Below are 2378 nucleotides of genomic sequence, written 5' to 3'. Positions count from 1 at the left end.
CCGCCCTATCTACCGTCGTTCCGCGCAACACTTTGCGAAAACTACCTAAATATTTGTACCTCGGCACTCCCCCTGGAGAAATCCCTTGCCTCCCCATAACATTCGGGTGAAAAGTTCGCATGACGTTACAAAAAAACGATAAAACCCGCATTCCCGTAGATGACGTACTTGAGGGATTTGAGGCTGAACCTGTTGTCGCAACGGTAGACGAGTTCCCTACCTTGACGGAATGGCAGGAAATTGCTTTCAAACGCATGGAAACGGACATCCTATCCGGTGTGGCGTGGCAGCCAAGTGTGACGTCAGCCCCTGCCCCAATGGAACCTACCGCTGATGACCAACAGCGCGAAATCTTGATGGAGGTGGCGAGTTGGTTCCTCACCGCCGAGAAAAAGTTCATCAAGGTTGATGCTCAGGAAACACGCCTAGCTTCGGAGGACGTCTCCAAGGTAGCGAAACCTATGATGGTCGCCCACTACCACGGAACCGACTTCGCCCCCATCGTTCAAAAGAAAGCAGGAAGCATTATTCAAGCCTGCATGGAGGGAGCCCCCTTAGACCCAAGATTGGCGTTCGGGGTTTGGTCCGGCAAGACCTACGCGGTCCCTGGGAATACATCGCCCCGGCTCTATCGAAACTACCTGTGGGACATCAATAGCTGGTCTGAGCCACAATATCGCCAGAACCAAGAAGATGCTAAATATGGGGCCCTGCAACCATTTCTCGATTTTGCCATTGCCGACAAAGACCAACAGACCATCCTCCTGGATTGGATTGCGTGGTCGCTCCAAAATGAGGCGTCCAAACCCACTTGGGCTATCCTGTTGTTTTCCGAAGAAAAAGGCACAGGTAAGTCCACGATAGGCGTCGTGCTTGAAGCCCTTTTTGGAGCAAATAATACCGCTAAGATTGACGGTGTGGAAAAGCTAGTTGCAACCCACAACGACCGCGTCCTAGACAAGAAACTGATTGTCGCAGAAGAGGTGCATATCAGCAGTCAGTCCCAAACGGGAAATGCCCTGAAGGACCTCATCACCAGCGACAGAACAACCGTAAATCCAAAGTATCAGGCAACGAAGACCATTCCCCTCAAGGCTTGCTACCTCTTCACAACAAACCATAAACCACTTTGGCTAGAGGGTGGCGAACGCCGATATTACATCATTGAGATGGATCACGAAGGCCATGCTCAGGGCCCAAAAAATGAAGAATTCAACGGGTTGGTCGGCGACGTATTCAGGCAGATCAACAATCCCAAATCACTCGCAGCTCTGTATGCCGCCCTAAAGGGACGGAAACTTTCAGAAAAGTTCGATCCCAAAAGCATGCGGTTTGAAGTAAACGCCACACCGATCATGAGGGAACTGCAAACCCTCTCCGGAAACGAAGCAGATGACACACTGGAGGCGATCCTAGCGGAGTATTGCGTATCGATCATTCCTAGTGCGGACTTCAAAGAACTTGTGCGGTACCTAAATGCCAAAAATGACAACGCCGTTCGTAATGCTCTGGCACGACTAGGCTGGGAAAGCGGAAAACTTCGTTGGCGTGGTAAGCAACACCGCGCGTGGCTCAAAAAAGGTCTCATGGTTGAAGACCGCCGCATTAAATCCACAGACCTTGCTGAGACGTTGGACGGTGCCGTTGAAAGTGGGTTCGAATGGTTCCCGATGGATTACTACATGGATGCCACTTGGGGTAAGCTCAGGGATGCAAAGCTCATGAAAACATACGGAAAAGACGCAGATACCACTGAAACGGTTGACTACAGCAACGGTGCAGAGGGGCCTTACTTGGATAGCACGTCAGAAAGCCGATACCAGACATGGCTCAATGATCGTGCAGTCCGGGAAGCCAACGAAAAATTCTTAAGAACGTGAGTGAAATCGACCTAATTGCACAGGACGCTTACGAAACCTGCCTAATCGCCTGCGAGGCCTTCGAGGATGACTACCTATCCGGACTTACTGATCGGGTTGACCAACTCTGGTGGAAAGACACCTTCAAAAACCACTCTGGGGAACTTGCTCACCGCATCCAGGGGTATCTCTTGGCCGCGCGTTTGACGATGGATGGGTGCATTGAAATAGGGACTCCAGCAACCGCCACCAAACCAGCGAAAATTCAACGGATATATTGGCGTGGTCGCCGTCAGAAAGTGTATCAGTTGGTCGCCTGGGGGATAAAAGGCGAACTACCCAGCAAAAAGAGCGTCATCCGCCACCTGTGCAACAATCGCCTGTGCATCCACCCAGCGCATCTCAAAGTTGGAACGCAAGCTCAAAACCTATGCGACCAAAAGCAAGCCAGGCAAAAGGATTGGCCCCATCAATAAAGGTTTCCCACTGTCTCGCTGTCTCAGCGTCTCACTGTCTCGG

The 2378-nt window shown here is 51.3% G+C and carries 2 protein-coding genes; both read left to right on the top strand.

The features are described 5' to 3' along the window. Nucleotides 1-119: 119 nt before the first annotated feature. Nucleotides 120-1880, top strand: a complete 1761-nt coding sequence (locus AB9F27_RS21675; protein WP_335586768.1) for a primase-helicase family protein — start codon at nt 120-122, stop codon at nt 1878-1880. Beyond that, nucleotides 1877-2335 (top strand): HNH endonuclease, encoded by a 459-nt coding sequence (locus AB9F27_RS21670; protein WP_335586767.1) that lies wholly within the window; start codon nt 1877-1879, stop codon nt 2333-2335. The genes AB9F27_RS21675 and AB9F27_RS21670 overlap by 4 nt, the downstream gene beginning before the upstream one ends. Nucleotides 2336-2378 lie beyond the last annotated feature (43 nt).

This window comes from Falsihalocynthiibacter sp. CO-5D18 (genome assembly GCF_041205445.1).
GTDB lineage: Bacteria > Pseudomonadota > Alphaproteobacteria > Rhodobacterales > Rhodobacteraceae > Falsihalocynthiibacter > Falsihalocynthiibacter arcticus.
Note: the sequence above shows the minus strand (reverse complement) of the source record. Positions and strands in the feature narration are given on the sequence as shown.